20 protein-coding genes are annotated in these 16083 nt (G+C 68.5%); 15 read left to right on the forward strand and 5 right to left on the reverse strand.

Annotated features, from left to right (window positions below; genetic code table 11):
- Nucleotides 1-22: 22 nt before the first annotated feature.
- Both C1930_RS12935 and C1930_RS12940 read right to left on the reverse strand, forming a co-directional pair.
- Entirely contained in the window at nucleotides 23-298 is a 276-nt protein-coding gene (locus C1930_RS12935; RefSeq protein ID WP_108771918.1) for a BolA family protein, read from the reverse strand.
- Nucleotides 295-594, reverse strand: coding sequence for a YciI family protein (locus tag C1930_RS12940; protein ID WP_108756649.1), 300 nt, complete (start codon nucleotides 592-594; stop codon nucleotides 295-297). The genes C1930_RS12935 and C1930_RS12940 overlap by 4 nt, the downstream gene beginning before the upstream one ends.
- Nucleotides 595-956: 362 nt before the next feature.
- Here C1930_RS12940 and C1930_RS12945 point away from each other — a divergent pair, with 362 nt between their 5' ends.
- The 4 genes from C1930_RS12945 to C1930_RS12960 all read left to right on the forward strand — a co-directional run bounded on the left by C1930_RS12945 (nucleotide 957) and on the right by C1930_RS12960 (nucleotide 4896).
- Nucleotides 957-1862, forward strand: a complete 906-nt coding sequence (locus tag C1930_RS12945) for a ScpA family protein (RefSeq protein ID WP_108771919.1) — start codon at nucleotides 957-959, stop codon at nucleotides 1860-1862.
- A 13-nt stretch (nucleotides 1863-1875) separates the two neighbouring features.
- Nucleotides 1876-2754 (forward strand): SMC-Scp complex subunit ScpB, encoded by an 879-nt coding sequence (gene scpB / locus C1930_RS12950; RefSeq protein ID WP_108750100.1) that lies wholly within the window; start codon nucleotides 1876-1878, stop codon nucleotides 2752-2754.
- Nucleotides 2747-4438: a pseudouridine synthase gene (locus C1930_RS12955; RefSeq protein ID WP_108756651.1), complete on the forward strand. Its 1692-nt coding sequence runs from the start codon at nucleotides 2747-2749 to the stop codon at nucleotides 4436-4438. The genes scpB and C1930_RS12955 overlap by 8 nt, the downstream gene beginning before the upstream one ends.
- Before the next feature lie 197 nt (nucleotides 4439-4635).
- A complete protein-coding gene (locus C1930_RS12960) occupies nucleotides 4636-4896 on the forward strand; it encodes a hypothetical protein (RefSeq protein WP_108756652.1) in 261 nt (86 codons plus the stop codon).
- 3 nt (nucleotides 4897-4899) lie between these two features.
- Here C1930_RS12960 and C1930_RS12965 read toward each other — a convergent pair whose 3' ends face one another.
- The 3 genes from C1930_RS12965 to C1930_RS12975 all read right to left on the reverse strand — a co-directional run bounded on the left by C1930_RS12965 (nucleotide 4900) and on the right by C1930_RS12975 (nucleotide 7415).
- A complete protein-coding gene (locus C1930_RS12965; protein ID WP_108751591.1) occupies nucleotides 4900-5334 on the reverse strand; it encodes a hypothetical protein in 435 nt (144 codons plus the stop codon).
- Between the two features lie 113 nt (nucleotides 5335-5447).
- Nucleotides 5448-6254 carry an amidohydrolase gene (locus tag C1930_RS12970; RefSeq protein WP_108771920.1) on the reverse strand — a complete coding sequence of 269 codons (807 nt, stop codon included), beginning with the start codon at nucleotides 6252-6254 and terminating at the stop codon, nucleotides 5448-5450.
- A gap of 12 nt (nucleotides 6255-6266) precedes the next feature.
- The gene (locus tag C1930_RS12975) at nucleotides 6267-7415 is read right to left on the reverse strand and encodes a pyridoxal phosphate-dependent aminotransferase (protein WP_108771921.1); all 1149 of its coding nucleotides are present in this window, start codon (nucleotides 7413-7415) and stop codon (nucleotides 6267-6269) included.
- 173 nt (nucleotides 7416-7588) lie between these two features.
- On the opposite strand from C1930_RS12975, the gene ccmA reads away from it, so the two are divergent.
- The 11 genes from ccmA to C1930_RS13030 all read left to right on the forward strand — a co-directional run bounded on the left by ccmA (nucleotide 7589) and on the right by C1930_RS13030 (nucleotide 15981).
- On the forward strand, nucleotides 7589-8236 hold the full coding sequence (gene ccmA / locus C1930_RS12980) for a heme ABC exporter ATP-binding protein CcmA (RefSeq protein ID WP_108753605.1): 648 nt from the start codon (nucleotides 7589-7591) through the stop codon (nucleotides 8234-8236).
- Nucleotides 8233-8928: a heme exporter protein CcmB gene (gene ccmB, locus C1930_RS12985; protein WP_108753606.1), complete on the forward strand. Its 696-nt coding sequence runs from the start codon at nucleotides 8233-8235 to the stop codon at nucleotides 8926-8928. The genes ccmA and ccmB overlap by 4 nt, the downstream gene beginning before the upstream one ends.
- Before the next feature lie 43 nt (nucleotides 8929-8971).
- Nucleotides 8972-9748, forward strand: a complete 777-nt coding sequence (gene ccmC, locus C1930_RS12990) for a heme ABC transporter permease CcmC (protein ID WP_108756655.1) — start codon at nucleotides 8972-8974, stop codon at nucleotides 9746-9748.
- Nucleotides 9745-9930: a heme exporter protein CcmD gene (ccmD, locus tag C1930_RS12995; RefSeq protein WP_108753608.1), complete on the forward strand. Its 186-nt coding sequence runs from the start codon at nucleotides 9745-9747 to the stop codon at nucleotides 9928-9930. Before ccmC ends, ccmD begins: the two co-directional genes overlap by 4 nt.
- On the forward strand, nucleotides 9927-10388 hold the full coding sequence (ccmE, locus tag C1930_RS13000) for a cytochrome c maturation protein CcmE (protein WP_108750109.1): 462 nt from the start codon (nucleotides 9927-9929) through the stop codon (nucleotides 10386-10388). The genes ccmD and ccmE overlap by 4 nt, the downstream gene beginning before the upstream one ends.
- Entirely contained in the window at nucleotides 10389-12308 is a 1920-nt protein-coding gene (locus C1930_RS13005; RefSeq protein ID WP_108756656.1) for a heme lyase CcmF/NrfE family subunit, read from the forward strand. It begins immediately after the preceding gene.
- A gap of 8 nt (nucleotides 12309-12316) precedes the next feature.
- Nucleotides 12317-12934 (forward strand): DsbE family thiol:disulfide interchange protein, encoded by a 618-nt coding sequence (locus C1930_RS13010; protein WP_108753610.1) that lies wholly within the window; start codon nucleotides 12317-12319, stop codon nucleotides 12932-12934.
- Nucleotides 12903-13379: a cytochrome c-type biogenesis protein gene (locus C1930_RS13015; protein ID WP_108756657.1), complete on the forward strand. Its 477-nt coding sequence runs from the start codon at nucleotides 12903-12905 to the stop codon at nucleotides 13377-13379. Before C1930_RS13010 ends, C1930_RS13015 begins: the two co-directional genes overlap by 32 nt.
- Complete coding sequence (locus C1930_RS13020; protein ID WP_108771922.1) at nucleotides 13373-14365, forward strand: tetratricopeptide repeat protein; 993 nt, start codon at nucleotides 13373-13375, stop codon at nucleotides 14363-14365. Before C1930_RS13015 ends, C1930_RS13020 begins: the two co-directional genes overlap by 7 nt.
- A gap of 158 nt (nucleotides 14366-14523) precedes the next feature.
- Nucleotides 14524-15636 carry a homoserine O-acetyltransferase gene (locus tag C1930_RS13025; protein WP_108771923.1) on the forward strand — a complete coding sequence of 371 codons (1113 nt, stop codon included), beginning with the start codon at nucleotides 14524-14526 and terminating at the stop codon, nucleotides 15634-15636.
- Nucleotides 15637-15981, forward strand: coding sequence for a DUF1294 domain-containing protein (locus tag C1930_RS13030; protein ID WP_108771924.1), 345 nt, complete (start codon nucleotides 15637-15639; stop codon nucleotides 15979-15981).
- Nucleotides 15982-16083: the final 102 nt, after the last annotated feature.

Here is a 16083-nt window from a genome sequence, read left to right on the forward strand (position 1 = left end):
AAAGACAGTATCTGGGTCATGTTCAGCCCTGTTCTGACGGGGTATGTGCACGGATGGACAGCGCATGGATGTCGGTGTCCATCAGGCTGCCCAGCGCAGCGTAGACCGCGCGGTGGCGCGCAAGTGGGGCCATGCCGGCGAAGCGTTCGCTGACCACGTGCACGTTGAAATGGCCGCGCCCATCGCGCGCGCCGGCATGGCCGGCATGGCGATGACTGTCGTCTTCGATCTCCAGCACGCTGGGGGCCAACGCTTGTTGCAGTGCATCACGAATCTGTTCGATGCGCCCCGCGTTCATGGCAGCACCTTGCGGAACGGACGCACCTGGGTGCGCACGTACACGCCCGCGGCCACGTACGGGTCGGCTTCGGCCCATTCCTGTGCCTGCGCCAGCGAGTCGAATGCGGCGATGACCACCGAGCCGCTGAAGCCGGCCGGACCCGGGTCTTCGCTGTCGATGGCCGGGCATGGACCGGCCAGCAGCAGGCGCCCCTGGTCGTTCAGCGCCTGCAGGCGCGCCAGGTGCTGCGGACGTACCTGCAGCCGCTGGGCCAGCACGTCCTGGTCGTCATAGCCTTCAATCACGTACCACATGGGGTGGTTCCTCGTTCATGTTGCGGTGCGCCGATTCTAGCCAATGCCGGCCTGTTGCCTGCCGTTGCTGGACACTGGCGCGGCAAAGCCTTACCCTAGGGTCAATTGCACGTGGCTGGATGCAGCAGCCCGTCGGTTTCCGCGGCTTCCGCAGCCCCCGACGATCGCCCCGCCGCTTCCTGACGGGCCACGTAGACGACCTCCCCGTAGTCTTGTCGCTGCCGCTGTTGTGCAGCGCGTGCTGCTGTTTCATATGTGTGGAATCGCGCCGAGACAGGCGTGCCTGGTGCCCCCGTGGCCGTGGCGTTGGCCCGGCATGACGGGTACCGCGACTGGTCCGTTGCAATGCTGACGTCCATTAGATGACTTCCGAACTCGCGCTCGACGCGAACCCGCCAACCCGGCCGCCCGCCCCCCAGCAGCAGGAAATGCCGCTGGCCGTGGTGCATGGGCAACCGGTCCTGCAGATTCCGCAGGACCTGTACATCCCGCCGGACGCGCTGGAAGTCATCCTGGATGCCTTCGAAGGGCCGCTGGACCTGCTGCTGTACCTGATCCGCCGGCAGAACCTGGACGTGCTGGACATTCCCGTGGCCGAGATCACCCGGCAGTACGTGGAATACATCACGGTGATGCGCGAGCTGCGTTTCGAGCTGGCCGCCGAGTACCTGGTGATGGCCGCGATCCTGGCCGAAGTGAAGTCGCGCATGCTGCTGCCGCGCCCGGTCAGCGAGGATGGCGACGAAGCCGACCCGCGCGCCGAGCTGGTGCGCCGGCTGCAGGAGTACGAACGCTTCAAGCAGGCGGCGGAGGATATCGACGCCCTGCCCCGGCAGGACCGCGACACCACGGTGGCGCATGCGTTCATGCCGGAACGGGCGACGGTGAAGCTGCCGCCGCCGGTGGACCTGAAGGAAATGCTGCTGGCCCTGCACGACGTGCTCAAGCGCGCCGAGCTGTTCACTGGCCATGCGATCAAGCGCGAGGCACTGAGCGTGCGCCAGCGCATGGGCGAGATCCTGGGCCGCATGGAAGATGGCCGGTTCTACCGGTTTGAAAGTCTGTTCACCACTGAGGAAGGCAAGCTGGGCGTGCTGGTCACCTTCCTGGCCATGCTGGAACTGGCCAAGGAACAGCTGCTGGACATCGTGCAGGAAGAACCGCTGGCGGCGATCTACGTGAAGTCGCTGGCGGCCGGCAACACCAACGCCCCGCTGCAGTTCAGCAGCGAGTTCGACGACAACGACGCCGCCAACGAGAACGAGTGAGCGCTGCCTGCCGATGGACCAACCGCTGATCAACCGTATTGTCGAAGGTGCCCTGCTGGCGTCCAGCCAGCCGCTCACCCTGGCCCAGCTGAAAGACCTGTTCCCGGAAGACGAGCCGGCGCCGCCGGGCAGCATCGAGCGCGCCCTGGAACAGCTGCGCGAGGCCTGCACCGGCCGCGGCGTGGAACTGCTGGAGGTGGCCTCCGGCTTCCGCTACCAGGTGACCGCCGAAGTGCATGGCTGGATCAGCCGGCTGTGGACCGAACGCAAGACCCGTTACACCCGCGCCACCCTGGAAACGCTGGCGCTGATTGCCTACCGGCAGCCGATCACCCGCGGCGAGATCGAGCAGGTGCGCGGCGTGGCCGTCAGCAGCAACATCATCCAGGCGCTGGAAGAGCGCGAATGGATCCGCGTGGTCGGCCACCGCGACGTACCCGGCAAGCCGGCGCTGTTTGGCACCACCAAGGGCTTCCTGGACTACTTCGGGCTGAAGCGGCTGGACGAACTGCCGCCACTGTCCGAACTGAAGGACCTGGGCGAACTGGAACCGCAGCTGGCGCTGGACCGTGACGGCCCGGCCGCCGCAGGCGCCGCCGGCCCGGACATCAGTGCCGACCCTGACGGCGCTGCCAACGATGACACCCGCCTGGACGCAGGCACAGGCAACACCCCCGATTCCGCCGGCGCAGCCCCTGCACCGGCCAGTGACGAGCAAGCACCTTCGCCCTTCGATGCTGGGCACCCCGATTCCGCGCCGGGCGAGCGCGCGGTTCCCGTGAACGAACGCGAAGACAACGCCGTCGCGATGACGACCGTGGCTGTTGACCAAGCCGATTCCGAACCAGAGGCCGACCTCGAAACCGTCGGCCGGAGCAAATCTGATGAGTGACACCCCCCGTAACAAGCTGTCGCTGAAGCGCGAAGCCACCTCCGAACAGTTCAAGCTGGAAGAGCGCCTGCACAAGGTGCTGGCCCAGGCCGGCCTGGGTTCGCGCCGCGCGCTGGAACAGCGCATCGCCGAAGGCCTGGTCAAGGTGAACGGCGAAGTCGCGCAGACCGGCATGTCGGTCAAGAGCGGCGACAAGATCGAGCTGGACGGCCGTGGCTTCGTCGCCACCGCGCTGGCCGAGCCATCGCGCGTGCTGGTCTACAACAAGCCGGAAGGCGAAGTGACCACCCGCGAAGACCCCGAAGGCCGCCCGACCGTGTTCGAAGCGCTGCCGCCGCTGAAGGGCGCGCGCTGGATCGCGATCGGCCGCCTGGACATCAACACCACCGGCCTGCTGCTGGCCACCACCGACGGTGAACTGGCCAATGCCATGATGCACCCGTCGTTCGAGGTCGAGCGCGAGTACGTGGTGCGCGTGCGTGCACCGGAAGGCGAAGAAAAGGTCAGCGACGCGATCGTCGACCGCCTGGCCCGTGGCGTGGCGCTGGAAGACGGCCCGGCCAAGTTCGACGAGATCGAACGCATCGGCGGCACCGACTCGCACGACTGGTTCCGCGTGGTGGTGAAGGAAGGCCGCAACCGCGAAGTGCGCCGCCTGTGGGAATCGCAGGGCTGCCAGGTCAGCCGCCTCAAGCGCACCCGCTACGGCAAGGTGTCGCTGCCGCGCGAACTGGCCCGTGGCCAGACCGTGGAACTGCCCAGCGCCCAGGTGGAAGCCCTGCGCGCGCAGCTGAAGCTGGAAGAAGGCGCGCCGTCGGCGCTGACCCTGCAGCCGGTGATCGGCCAGCGCCGCGCCGCCAAGACCACCGTGCGCGTGCGCGAAGGTGGCCGCGGCAATGCTTACGTCAATGGCCACAGCACGGCCGATGAAGGCCGCGAACTGCGCCGCTTCGACAACGTGCGCGAAGACCGCGGCCGTGGCCGTGGCGGCAAGGGCGGCGGCTTCAAGGGCGGCCTGACCGTCAGCGGTGAAGCGGCGGCCAAGCAGTCGCAGAAGCCGTTCAAGCAGCGCGCGCCGAAGAACGATCGCTCGCTGCCGGAAGGCAACCCGGCCGCGTTCCGCACCTGGTACGTGCCCGACGGCGTGAGCACTGGCCCGAGCGGCCACCGCAATGCCGGCCCCGGCGCGCGTGGCCCGGGTGCCCGTGGTCCGGGCGCAGGCGGCCAGGGCCGTCCGTACGGCAAGCCGAAGGCCCCGGGTGCGGGTGCCGGCGGCGGCCAGGGCCGTGGTGGCTTCGGCGGCGAAGGTCGCGGCAATGCCGGCGGCCAGGGCCGTGGCGGCTTCGGCGGTGAAGGCCGTGGTGGCGCCGGTGGCGGCCAGGGTCGTCCGGCCGGCGCGGGCAACCGCTCGCAGGGCCAGGGCAACAAGCACCCGTACGGCCATCCGGGCAACGCCCCGAGCTTCCCGTCCGACCATGCCACTCCGGGCTTCAACCCGTATGGCAGCCCGAAGCCGGCGCACGGCGCCCGTCCGGGCGGTCGCGGTCCGGGCGGTCCCGGTGGCAACCGTGGCCCGGGCGGCAACCGTGGTCCCGGCGGTCCGGGTGGCAACCGCGGCCCGGGTGGCCCCGGCGGCAACCGTGGCCCGGGCGGCCCGCGCCGCAGCGGCCCGCGCGGCGGCTGATCGCGGTCCTCGCTGAAATGAAAAACCCCGGCTTCGGCCGGGGTTTTTTGTTGGCGTGCAGGTCGCGAGGGCGCCTGATCGTTGCGCGGATTTTCTCTAGGAATTGTTTGAAAACATGCCATTTGTGCCATAGGTCGCCGCATTTGGTGCGCCCGCTGCCTATCGTCAAGCCTCACTCACATGACAAGGCAACACCCATGACCGGCATCACTCCCGACCAGGCCCGTGCCAACGCCGACCTCGCTGGCCGTACCACCGGCGAATTCATCCAGGACATCGATCATTCCATCGACGCCAACTCGCGCAAGGGCGAACGCCGCATCGTGGTGGCCCTGCCCCGCGGCCAGGCCCGCGAAGGCCAGGCCGAAGCGGTACTGGCGCATTACCAGGACCGCGGCTACGTGGTCGAACAGCTCAGCGTGACCGGCCACGCCTGGCACCTGCAGATCGGCTGGTAAGGTTCAGCGGCGGCTGATGGTGAACGCCGCACCATCCACGCCCAGGTCCCAGCCCTTGCCGGTGCCGGACAGGGCCAGCGAGATATCGCCCTTGGTCATCACCTGGGCGTTGCTGGATTTCACCGCACCGGCATGGGCACCGACCGAGGCATAGGTGCCCAGCAGCTCACCCACGCTGCTGGCGCCGGTGAAGCTGCCACGGCCATCGGTGATCTTCGACTTGCCCACGGTCAGGCCGCCGCCCTTGAGCTGGATGCGCACCGGCATGCTGGCGCCGTTGCTGCAGCGGACCGTACCGGTGCCCGAGGCAGTCTTGTAGATCAGCGACCAGCCGGACAGGTTGTAGCGCAACTGGCAATCCAGGTTGCCGCCGGCCTGCGCGGCCGGGGCCAGGGCGCTGGCGGCAAGGGCCAGCAGCAGGGCAAGGGACTTCTTCATCGGCAGCACTTCCACTTCAATCGGACTGCTGGCGAATCTAGCAGCGCGCGCGTGCACGGTGGATGCAGGCGCGCGCGTGGGTGCGGCAAGCGTTCAGCCGCCGCAGCGCGCGCTCAGGCGCGCTCGTCCAGATGGAAGGCGTCGGCATCGAGCATGGCCGGGAAACGCGCGCGGTGCGCGGCCAGGGCCTCGGCCGAGATGGTGGTGGTGACCACCTGCTCGCGCTCGCGGATCTCCACCTGCGGCTGGCCCAGGAAATCGATCACCGCACTGTCGCCGGCGTAGTGCAGCTGGTTGCCGTCCACGCCGATGCGGTTGACCGCCGCCACGAAGCACAGGTTCTCGATGGCGCGCGCGCGCAGCAGGGTCTTCCACGCATAGGCACGTGCCGAGGGCCAGTTGGCCACGAAGATCTGCAGGTCGAAATCCATCTGCCCTGCCCGCTCCACGTCAAAGCGGTTGCGGCAGAACACCGGGAAACGCAGGTCGTAGCAGACCTGCGGGTTGATCCGCCAGCCCTTCCATTCCACGCTCAGGCGGTCGCGGCCGGCGGCATAGCGTTCGTGCTCGCCGCCGTAGCGGAACAGGTGGCGCTTGTCGTAGTACTGCAGCGCACCGTCAGGCGTGGCAAACAGCAGGCGGTTGTAGACGCCCTCGCCTTCGCGCAGCTGCACGCTGCCGATCACCGCGGCATCCAGCGCACGTGCCTGCTCACGCAGCCAGGCCACGGTCGGCCCGTCCATGCCTTCGGCGTGGGCGATGGCATCGTTGGAAAACCCACTGGTGAAGGTCTCCGGCAGGATCACCAGGTCGGTGCGGCCGGCCAGCGGCGCCAGCAGCGCACCGTAGTAATCGCGGTTGCCCGCCGGGTCATGCCAGCGGGTGTCGCCCTGGACGAGGGAAATGCGAAGGTCCTGCATGGTCGTGTCCCCTTAGAGCAGGCGCAGGCGTTCGATCGCCGCGTCCAGGGTGGCTTCGTTCTTGGCAAAGCACAGGCGCACCAGGCGCTGGCCCACCGGCGCGGTTTCGTAGAACGGCGACAGCGGAATGGCGGTCACGCCCTTTTCAATCGTCAGCCACTTCACGAATTCGTGGTCGGGCAGATCGCTGACGTCCGAATAGTCGACCAACTGGAAGTAGCCGCCCGGCACCGGCAGCGGCTTCAGGCGCGTGCCGGCCAGCTGCTCGCGGAAGCGATCGCGCTTGGCCTGGTAGAACGCGCCCAGCTCCAGGTGATGTTCCGGCTCGTCGCGGATCATCGCGGCAAACCCGTACTGGGCCGGGCCGAAGCTGGTGAAGGTGTTGTACTGGTGCACCTTGCGGAATTCGGCGGTCAGCAGCGGCGGCGCCACCGCGTAGCCGATCTTCCAGCCGGTGCAGTGGTAGGTCTTGCCGAAGCTGGAGATGACGAAGGTGCGCTCGCGCAGTTCCGGGTAACGCAGCGCCGATTCGTGGCGGCGGCCGTCGTAGATGATGTGCTCGTACACCTCATCGGAAATCAGGTAGATCTGCGTGCCGCGCAGCAGGTCGGCCAGCGCCTGCATGTCCGCTTCGTCCAGCATGGCGCCGGACGGGTTGTGCGGGGTGTTGACCATCAGCATGCGGGTGCGCGGGGTGATTGCCGCGCGCACGCGGTCCCAGTCCACGGCGAAGGTCTGCGGGTCCAGCGGCACGTGCACGGCGGTGGCGCCGGCCAGCTCGATGGCCGGTTCGTAGCAGTCGTAGGCCGGGTCCAGCACGATCACTTCCTCGCCGGCACGCACCACGGCGTGGATGGCGTTGAAGATGGCCTCGGTGGCACCGCTGGTCACGGTGATTTCGGTTTCCGGGTCGATAGTGGCGCCGTACAGGTCCAGCGACTTCTGCGCGATGGCCTGGCGCAGCGGCGCCACGCCGGTCATCGGCGGGTACTGGTTCAGGCCGGCCGCCATCGCCTTGCTGGTCTCGTCGATCAGCCGCTGCGGTGCGGAGAAATCCGGGAAGCCCTGGCCCAGGTTGACCGCGCCGTGCTCGGCGGCGAGCTGGGACATGACCGTGAAGATGGTGGTGCCGACCTTGGGCAGCTTGGTGTTCGGTTGCATCGGCCTGGAATATGGGAGAACAAGGCCCGGAAGTGTACGAAATCCACGCCCTGCCTGCGGAACCGGGCCGTTCTTTGCATATTCCACGCCGCCAGCGGCCCGGGTCTGGCGGTACCGGGGCCGCATTCACCGCTACAATTGCCGCCGCACCCCGGCATGAAGATCCCTGCCCCTTGAACACCCCTGCATTGCTGGCCGCCAGCGGCCTGAGCTTCTCCCGCAATGATGAGCCCGTGTTCGGCCCGCTGGACTTCCATGTGGACGCCGGCGAGGCTTTGCTGGTGCAGGGCGGCAACGGCGCCGGCAAGACCACCCTGCTGCGCGTGCTGGCCGGCCTGGCCCGGCCGGGCGCCGGTCAGGTACGCATCGACGGCAAGCAGGCCAGCACGGCCGAGCGCGCGCGCTACGTGGCCTACCTGAGCCACCTGCCCGCGCTGAAGCCGGACCTGGACACGCTGGAAAACCTGCACTTCCTGTGCGGCCTGCATGGGCGGCGCGCACGGCAGATGCCGGGCAATGCGCTGGCCATCGTCGGCCTGGCCGGTTACGAAGACACCTTGGTGCGGCACCTGTCGGCCGGGCAGAAACGGCGGCTGGCACTGGCCCGCATCTGGCTGTCACCGGCCCCGCTGTGGCTGCTGGACGAGCCCTACGCCAACCTGGATCTGGACGGCATCAACCTGGTCAACCGGATGATTTCCGCGCACCTGCGCAGCGGCGGTGCCGCCCTGGTCACCACCCATGGCGCCTATGCCGCACCGCCGGTACGCACGCGCCTGCTGCAACTGCAGCCGGATCTTGCCCAGGGAGAAGCCGCATGATCGCGCCGGGCACCGAACCGGGTCTGTGGCAGACCGCGCGCGCCCTGGTGGCGCGCGACATGCGCCTGCTGTGGCGCCGCCGTGGCGATGCCCTGCAGCCGCTGCTGTTCGCGCTGCTGGTGGTGGTGCTGTTCGCCCTGGCCCAGGGCCGCGATCCGCAGCCGCTGGCCGCTACGGCCGGTGCCGTGCTGTGGCTGGCGGTTCTGCTGGCCGGGCAACTGGCGCTGGACTCGCTGTTCCGTTCCGATGCCGAAGACGGCTCGCTGGAACAATGGCTGCTGGCCCCGGTGCCGTTGGCCTGGCTGGTATTGGTGCGGGTGCTGGTGCACTGGGCCACCACGGCGCTGCCGCTGATCGTGGTCAGCCCGTTGCTGGCGGAAATGCTGCATCTGCCACATGACCAACTGCCGATGTTGCTGGCATCGTTGCTGCTGGGAACACCCGTGTTGAGCCTGATCGGCGGTGTGGTGGCAGCACTGACCGTCGGCATCCGGCGCTCTGGTATTCTCGTGGCGTTGCTGTCGTTGCCGCTGTATGTACCGGTGCTGGTGTTCGGTGCAGGCAGTCTGGCGGCAGCCGGCCGTGGGCAGGATCCAGTCGGTGCGCTGCTGATGCTGGGCGCGGGGCTGGTGGTTGCCCTGGTGCTGGCACCGCTGGCCACGGCCGCGGCCATCCGTATTTCTCTGAGTTGAACGAGCTGAGAGCCAATCCATCCCTGCTGGATAGCCGCCACGCATGAATCCGATCGTCCGCTGGTTCCACCAACTCGGTTCACCTCCGACCTTCGATCGTTTCGCCGCGCGCTGGTCCCGCGTGTTCTACGCCGCAGCGGTACCGGTGCTGCTGATCGGCCTGTGGCAGGGGCTGTTCGTGGCGCCGCCGGAACAGAACCAGCACGATGCCTTCCGCATCATCTACATCCACGTGCCCAGTGCATGGATGAGCCTGTTCGTGTTCGCGCTGATGGCGGCCTATTCCGCCATCGCACTGATCTGGCGGATCAAGATCTGCGAAATCCTGGCCATGGCCTGTGCGCCGATGGGCGCCGGCTTCACCCTGATCACCCTGCTGACCGGCAGCATCTGGGGAAAAGGCACCTGGGGCACCTGGTGGGACTGGGACCCGCGCATGACCAGTGAGCTGATCCTGCTCTTCCTGTACCTGGGCGTGATCGGGCTGTACCACGCCATTGAGGACCGCCGCAGCGCCGCGCGCGCCGCCGGGCTGCTGGCGATCATCGGCGTGGGCCTGCTGCCGGTCATCCGCTATTCGGTGGACTGGTGGGGGGCACTGCACCAGCGCCAGTCGATCAATGTGTTCGGCGAAAACGCGGTACGCCCGGAACTGATTGCGCCGCTGTGGTGGATGGTGGTGGCCACCAAACTGTGGTTCGTCGGCTCGCTGCTGGCCAAGGCGCGCGCCGACAACATCGCCCGCGAGGCCGGCAAGGCCTGGATCGGCGAACGCTTCGGCACGCCAGCGGCAGCCCGCCACACGGAGCCACGGCCATGACCCACCTGCCCTATCTGATCGCAGCGTTCTCGGTGTTCCTGCTCGTGCTGGGCTGCGATGCGCTGGGTTCCTGGCTGCGCCTGCGCCACGCCCGGCAACAGGCACAGCGCCGCCAGCAGCGGTTGCAGGCGCGCAGCAATGGCCCGGCAGCGGCGCCGCTGGCCACCGAGCTCAGCCGATGACGCCGGTGCAGCGACGCCGCATGGTCTGGGTAATGCTGCTGCTGTTGGCATCCGGGCTGGCGACCACCCTGGTGGCCTTCGCTCTGCAGCGCAATATCGCCTATCTCTACACCCCGTCTGAAGTGCTGCGCGGGGATGTCGACGCGCAGTCGCGCTTCCGCCTGGGCGGCATGGTGGTGAAGGGTTCCTTCGATCGCCCCAGTGGTTCGCTGCAGGCGCATTTCGTGGTGACCGATGGCGATGCCACGCTGCCGGTCAGCACCGATCGCATCCTGCCGGACATGTTCCGCGAGGGCACCGCCGTGGTCGCCAGCGGCCGCCTGCAGGATGGGGTGTTCGTGGCCGACGAAGTGCTGGCCAAGCACGATGAGAATTACGTGCCCAAGGAAGTGGCCGACAAGATGGGCGATGCCCATCGCAAGCACGACGTGCCGGTAACGGCGCCCGAGGTGCGCTGAGTGCTGCCGGAGCTGGGTCAGATCCTGCTGTTGTGTGCGTTGCTGGCGGCGCTGCTGCAGGCCGGCCTGCCGCTGGCCGGCGCCCAGCGCGGCAACAGCGCCTGGATGGCCACCGCACGCCCGGCCGCCTTCGCCCAGCTGCTGCTGGTGGCCGCTGCCTTCGCGGTGCTGACGGCCGCCTTCGTGCAGCAGGATTTTTCGGTGCGCTACGTGGCCGAGAATTCCAATTCGCTGCTGCCGCTGATCTATCGCTATTCGGCGGTGTGGGGTGCGCACGAGGGTTCGCTGCTGATGTGGGCACTGGTGCTGGCGCTGTGGACCGGTGCGGTGGCGCTGTTCTCGCGGCAGCTGCCGGCGCCGGTGCAGGCCCGCGTGCTGGCGGTGATGGGCGTGGTCAGCGTCGGCTTCCTGGCCTTCCTGATCTTCACCTCCAACCCGTTCCTGCGCCTGAATCCGGCGCCGCTGGAAGGTCGCGACCTGAATCCGCTGCTGCAGGATCCGGGGCTGATCATCCACCCGCCGATGCTGTACCTGGGCTACGTCGGGTTTTCGGTGCCCTTCGCCTTCGCCGTGGCCGCGCTGCTGGAGGGCCGCGTGGATGCACGCTGGCAGCGCTGGACGCGGCCCTGGACCAACGTGGCCTGGGGCTTCTTGACGCTGGGCATCGCGCTGGGCAGCTGGTGGGCCTACTACGAGCTGGGCTGGGGCGGCTGGTGGTTCTGGGACCCGGTGGAGAACGCCAGTTTCATGCCCTGGCTGGTCGGCGCCGCACTGATCCATTCGCAGGCCGTCACTGAAAAGCGCGGCACCTTCGGCAGCTGGACCCTGCTGCTGGCCATCGCCGCCTTCGCGCTGTCCCTGCTGGGCACCTTCCTGGTGCGCTCGGGCGTGCTGACCAGCGTGCATTCGTTCGCCGCCGACCCGTCACGTGGCCTGTTCATCCTGATCTTCCTGTCGCTGCTGGTCGGTGGCAGCCTGGTGCTGTACGCGCTGCGTGCCGGCCGTCTGGGCATGGACAGCGATGATCCACGCCGTGGCTTCACCGCCACTTCGCGCGAGACCCTGCTGCTGGGCAACAACCTGCTGCTGGCCACGGCCTGCGCCATGGTGCTGCTGGGCACCCTGTACCCGCTGCTGGCCGATGCCTTGTCGCTGGGCAAGATTTCGGTCGGCCCACCGTACTTCGGCAGTCTGTTCCTGCTGCTGATGGCACCGCTGGTGCTGCTGCTGCCGTTCGGGCCGCTGGTGAAGTGGCAACGCGACCAGGCCTCGCGCGCCCTGGCCCTGCTGGCACCGTGGATGGGGCTGGCGATCGTGCTGGGTGCGCTGGCGTGGTGGCAGGCGCCGCAGAATGGCTGGAAGGCAGGGCTGGGCGTTGCGGCCGCGGCCTGGGTCGGCCTGGGCACCGCGCGCTTCGTCTGGCAGCGGCTGCGCGGCAATGGCCGCTTCACCGCCGAAATGCTCGGCATGATCGTGGCCCATGGCGGCATGGCGGTGTTCCTGGCCGGGGCGCTGCTGGTGGAAGCACTGAACGTGCAGCGCGAAGTGGCGCTGGCGCCGGGGCAGCAACTGGTCGTTGGCCGCTACGAAGTCCGCTTCGAAGGCGTGGACCACCGCGAAGGCCCCAATTTCGTGGCCGACCGTGGCCACCTGCGGGTGTTCCGCAACGGCCGCGAGCAGGCCCTGCTGCACCCGGAAAAACGCCAGTACGCCAGCGGCGGCCAGGTGATGACCGAGGCCGGCATCGATGCACGCCTGAACGGCGATGTCTACGTGGCATTGGGCGAGCCGCTGGGCAACAATGCGTGGGCGGTACGGGTGCACATCAAACCGTTCGTGCGCTGGATCTGGCTGGGCGCACTGCTGATGGCACTGGGCGGATTCATCACCGCCGCCGACCGCCGTTTCCGTCGTCCGTAGGAGTTTTCATGTCGTCGTCCCCTGCCCCGCGTCCGTCGCGCCCGCTGCCCCCCATCGCCATCGTCATCGGCGTGCTGTTCTTCTTCGGCCTGCTGGGGTTGATGGTGTACGGGGTGATGAAGTCGGGGGATCCGCAGCGCGACGTGCTGCCTTCGGCGCTGATCGACAAGCCGGCCCCCGCCTTCGCGCTGCCGGTGCTGCACGACCCGAGCATGACCGTGCGCAGTGAGGAACTGCGCGGTGCGCCCTACCTGCTGAACGTGTGGGGCAGCTGGTGCGCGGCCTGCCGCGAGGAACACCCGGTGCTGACCCGCTTCGCCGAAAGCAAGCGCGTGCGCGTGATCGGCTACAACTGGAAGGACGAGCCCACCGATGCGCTGCACTGGCTGGAGACGCTGGGCAACCCGTTCATGGTGGTGCTCAGTGACATGGAAGGCCGTACCGCGATCGACTGGGGCGTTACCGCTGCGCCGGAAACCTTCCTGGTCGATGGCAGTGGCATCGTGCGCTGGAAGTACAGCGGCGCGATGACCCAGCAGGTGGTGGACGAAAAGCTGATTCCCGCGCTGCAGAAGATCGAAAAGGCCCAAGGCCATGCCGATACCGGCCTGCACGGCAATCCGTAACGCGCTGCTGGCGCTGCTGCTGTGCGCGGTGCTGCCCGCATTGGCGCAGCAGCCGCTGCACGACCCACGGCCGCTCGCCTTCCGCAGCGCGGCCGAAGAAGCCCGCTTCCACGACCTGGCAGCGCAGCTGCGCTGCGTCCAGTGCCAGAACCAGTCGCTGGCCGATTCCAACGCACAGATCGCTCAGGACCTGCGCCGTGAAGTGCTGCAGTTGATGCAGCAGGGCCACGACGATGCACAGATCAAACAATTCCTGGTCGCCCGCTACGGCGAATTCGTGCTGTACCAGCCGCCGCTGCAGCCGGGCACCTGGCTGCTGTGGGGCGGGCCGTTGCTGATCCTTGGCGGCGGTGCCCTGCTGGTGCTGGGCATCGTGCGCCGGCGCGGCCGCACAGTGGCACCGGCAGCGGCCGACCGCAACGCCGATGAAGGAGATGGCTGGTGAGCTACACACTGCCCGTGCTGGCCGGCCTGGTGGCCGCGGTGATGGCCGCGCTGGTGCTGTGGCCGCTGCGTCGGCAGGGACGCCGCGGTTACGTACTGGGCGTGTTCGCGCTGGGCGTGGCCGGTGCCTGCCTGTACCTGCTGGTGGGCGACCCGCGCGCCGCACAGGTGCAGCCGGCACCGTCGGTGGCGACCCTGCGCGAGGGTGTAACGGCGCTGCAGCAGGCCCTGCAGCGCGATCCGCAGCGTGCCGATGGCTGGGCACTGCTGGGCCGTTCACAGACCGAACTGGGCGATGCACAGGCGGCGGCCGATGCCTTTGCACGTGCCGCAGCATTGGCTCCGGACGATGTCGGCGTGCTGGTGGAAGCGGCGCAGGCGCGCGCGCAGGCCGATGCCGGCAAGCAGTTCGATGACACCGCCATGGCGTGGTTGCAGCAGGCGCGGCGGGTGGCATCGCAGGCCGAGCGGGCCAGCTGGCTGCTGGGCATTGCCCTGCGCCAGCGCGGCCGCAATGCCGAAGCGGCCGAAATCTGGAGCAGCGTGCTGCCGCAGTTGGAACCGGGCGCCGCGCAGGCCCTGCAGGCGCAGATTGCGATTGCCCGCGAAGCCGCGGGACAGTCAGTCGATCCTTCCACCAGGGCGGCACCGGCGTTGCTGCAGGTGCAGGTGCAGCTGCCCGACGCGGTGAAGCACGGCGACTGGCCGGCCAGTGCGCAGGTGTTCGTGCTGGCCCGCGCCGTGGGCGGCCCGCCGATGCCGGTGGCGGCGCGCAAGCTGCCGCTGACCGCCTTCCCGGCCACGGTCGGTCTGGGCGACGCTGACAGCCCGATGCCGACCGCACCGCTGTCGGCGCACCGCGAGGTGGAGGTGCTGGCGCGCATTTCGCGCAGCGGCAGCGCCAACCGCAGTGAAGGCGATCTGCAGAGCGAGGCGGTGCGGGTAACGCTGCCGCATGACGGCGTGGTGGAACTGCGGTTCCCGTGATCCACACACCGCTGCGCTCGCCGGGCATGGCCCGGCGCTACCCCCCTCGTGCACGTACCACCGGTAGCGCCGGGCCATGCCCGGCGGCTTTGCGCGCATGCCGTCCATGGAAACCAGCGTGCCGCCAGCTCCACGGGCCGCCCCGCTAGAATGGCGCCATGACTGAATTCATTCCGCCCGGCACCCGCTTCCATGCCCTGCCCTCGCCGTTCCCGTTCAAGCGCGGTGGCGCCCTGCACGGCGCGCGCGTGGCCTACGAGACCTGGGGCACGCTGGCCGCCGACGGCCGCAACGCGATCCTGATCGTTACCGGTCTGTCGCCCGATGCGCACGCCGCCGCCAACGCGGCCAACCCCGCGCCCGGCTGGTGGGAAGCCATGGTTGGTGCAGGCAAGCCGATCGACACCGACCGCTGGTTCGTGGTCTGCGTGAACTCACTGGGCAGCTGCAAGGGCTCCACCGGCCCGGCCTCGTTGAACCCGGCCACTGGCGAGCCCTATCGCCTCGACTTCCCGGAACTGTCGGTGGAAGACGGTGCGCGCGCAGCCATCGAGGTCGTGCATGCGCTGGGCATCGAACAGCTGGCCTGCGTGATCGGCAATTCCATGGGCGGCATGACCGCGCTGGCGGTGCTGATGCTGCAGCCGGGCATCGCCCGCAGCCACATCAACATTTCCGGCAGCGCGCAGGCGTTGCCGTTCTCCATCGCCATCCGCTCGTTGCAGCGCGAAGCCATCCGCCTGGACCCGCAGTGGAACGGCGGCCGCTACGACGATGCGCACTACCCCGAATCGGGCATGCGCATGGCGCGCAAGCTCGGGGTGATCACCTACCGTTCCGCGCTGGAATGGGATGGGCGCTTCGGTCGCGTGCGGCTGGATTCGGACCAGACCGACGACGATCCGTTCGGCCTGGAATTCCAGGTGGAAAGCTATCTGGAAGGCCATGCACGGCGCTTCGTGCGCTTCTTCGATCCCAACTGCTACCTGTACCTGAGCCGTTCGATGGACTGGTTCGACCTGGCCGAATATGCCGACGGTGACGTGCTGGCCGGCCTGGCGCGGATACGCGTTGAAAAGGCGCTGGCGATCGGTGCCAACACCGACATCCTGTTCCCGGTGCAGCAGCAGCAACAGGTGGCCGACGGCCTGCGTGCCGGGGGTGCCGACGCACGCTTCATCGGCCTGGACTCGCCGCAGGGGCACGATGCGTTCCTGGTCGACTTCGAGCGTTTCGGCCCAGCCGTACGCGATTTCCTCGACGGGCTGTAAGTGGCCTGGCGGCGCAACCTCGCGCTGGCCGCGTTCGGCGCGCTCATCGCGTTGACGGTCTGTGGCGTGCTGCCGCTGTGGCTGGGCGGCTGGTGCGTGCTGGCCAGCGTGGTGTCGTTCGGGCTGTACGGGCATGACAAGCGGGCAGCACAGCGCAGGCAGTGGCGCATTCCCGAACGCACGTTGCAGCTTCTGGCCTTCGCCGGTGGCTGGCCCGGTGCGCTGCTGGGCCAGGCGCTGTTCCGGCACAAGCACAGCAAGGCGGAATTCCAGTGGGTGTTCTGGCTGTGCGTGGTGGCCAACGTGGCCTCGATCACAGTGATGCTGCGCGAGTTTTCGCGGTAGCCGTTCGAACGACGCGGCACGACGCCAGTAGATCCACGCCATGCGTGGATGTGCCGATCGGCACGCCATCACGCAAACGGCCGCCGGGCATGGCCCGGCGCT

The organism is Stenotrophomonas sp. SAU14A_NAIMI4_8 (assembly GCF_003086695.1).
Classification (GTDB): domain Bacteria; phylum Pseudomonadota; class Gammaproteobacteria; order Xanthomonadales; family Xanthomonadaceae; genus Stenotrophomonas.

Coding starts and splice junctions, on each gene's coding strand:
- C1930_RS12935 (WP_108771918.1), bottom strand. CDS start 298: ATGAACGCGGGGCGCATCGAACAGATTCGTGATGCACTGCAACAAGCG.
- C1930_RS12940 (WP_108756649.1), bottom strand. CDS start 594: ATGTGGTACGTGATTGAAGGCTATGACGACCAGGACGTGCTGGCCCAG.
- C1930_RS12945 (WP_108771919.1), top strand. CDS start 957: ATGACTTCCGAACTCGCGCTCGACGCGAACCCGCCAACCCGGCCGCCC.
- scpB (WP_108750100.1), top strand. CDS start 1,876: ATGGACCAACCGCTGATCAACCGTATTGTCGAAGGTGCCCTGCTGGCG.
- C1930_RS12955 (WP_108756651.1), top strand. CDS start 2,747: ATGAGTGACACCCCCCGTAACAAGCTGTCGCTGAAGCGCGAAGCCACC.
- C1930_RS12960 (WP_108756652.1), top strand. CDS start 4,636: ATGACCGGCATCACTCCCGACCAGGCCCGTGCCAACGCCGACCTCGCT.
- C1930_RS12965 (WP_108751591.1), bottom strand. CDS start 5,334: ATGAAGAAGTCCCTTGCCCTGCTGCTGGCCCTTGCCGCCAGCGCCCTG.
- C1930_RS12970 (WP_108771920.1), bottom strand. CDS start 6,254: ATGCAGGACCTTCGCATTTCCCTCGTCCAGGGCGACACCCGCTGGCAT.
- C1930_RS12975 (WP_108771921.1), bottom strand. CDS start 7,415: ATGCAACCGAACACCAAGCTGCCCAAGGTCGGCACCACCATCTTCACG.
- ccmB (WP_108753606.1), top strand. CDS start 8,233: ATGATCGCGCCGGGCACCGAACCGGGTCTGTGGCAGACCGCGCGCGCC.
- ccmC (WP_108756655.1), top strand. CDS start 8,972: ATGAATCCGATCGTCCGCTGGTTCCACCAACTCGGTTCACCTCCGACC.
- ccmD (WP_108753608.1), top strand. CDS start 9,745: ATGACCCACCTGCCCTATCTGATCGCAGCGTTCTCGGTGTTCCTGCTC.
- ccmE (WP_108750109.1), top strand. CDS start 9,927: ATGACGCCGGTGCAGCGACGCCGCATGGTCTGGGTAATGCTGCTGCTG.
- C1930_RS13010 (WP_108753610.1), top strand. CDS start 12,317: ATGTCGTCGTCCCCTGCCCCGCGTCCGTCGCGCCCGCTGCCCCCCATC.
- C1930_RS13015 (WP_108756657.1), top strand. CDS start 12,903: ATGCCGATACCGGCCTGCACGGCAATCCGTAACGCGCTGCTGGCGCTG.
- C1930_RS13025 (WP_108771923.1), top strand. CDS start 14,524: ATGACTGAATTCATTCCGCCCGGCACCCGCTTCCATGCCCTGCCCTCG.